The sequence below is a fragment of the Christiangramia aquimixticola genome (genome assembly GCF_048285835.1).
Taxonomy (GTDB): domain Bacteria; phylum Bacteroidota; class Bacteroidia; order Flavobacteriales; family Flavobacteriaceae; genus Christiangramia; species Christiangramia aquimixticola.
In genome coordinates this window covers 161883-162587 of record NZ_JBLVTL010000006.1, presented here as the reverse complement: position 1 = coordinate 162587, position 705 = coordinate 161883, and the positions used below count along the sequence as shown (strand labels likewise).

Annotated in this window: 1 pseudogene; it reads right to left on the bottom strand. The window is 35.2% G+C overall.

The features are described from left to right. Positions 1 to 382 (bottom strand): annotated as a pseudogene (locus ACNKXV_RS12745) (DUF3667 domain-containing protein); the annotation flags it as partial. Between the last annotated feature and the right edge of the window lie 323 nt (positions 383 to 705).

The window sequence follows — 705 nt, the reverse complement described above, 5'->3', positions numbered from 1 at the left end:
CATAGCCTTTTATAATAAATATTTCAAACAACATTGCAATGGCGTACAAAACGAAAAACATGGTTTGTATATGAAAGGCAAAAATTAAATGTTCCATGTAATTAAACAATCTCCTTAAGTAAAGAAGCCAGATAAACAATGCAAATACTGGAAGAAAGAAGAATATGATAAAAGGTAATTTCCCTATAAAATAATTTATAAATAAAACCGGTTTTTCAATTATGGTACCTGCGTCCACGGTTTTTTTATAAATCCAATTACTGAATCTCGAAGGGGTATGTTTTAAACTATCAAGAGCTATGGTAGAAGTGTTGATGTTCGTTTCGTCCTGAAAACGGTAATAAAGTGCAGCCCGGCTACTCAGAGATTTAAGAAGGCTCATAGAGTCGAGTTGTTTTTGAGTGAAGTAGTGGCTCTGGTAACTTTTTTTGATTTTTTCAGCCTGGAGAGAATCTACTTCAGGAAATAAATCGGGTGCTAATTTGTTTATCGAGTCTAATTTGGCATTTCTAAATTCCTGATTAATTATTTCCGAGGGGGATTCGACCGAATCTTTGAATGCATTTCCAATTGATTCGCCTGGGTTCAGATTAAAACCGAATATCAGGAAAAACAGGATGGATATGCTCAAGTAAAACCTAAACGGGTTGGCATAACGCACTCTTTTTCCTTCAATATAATCTTTAGAGATCTTGCCCGGCCGGA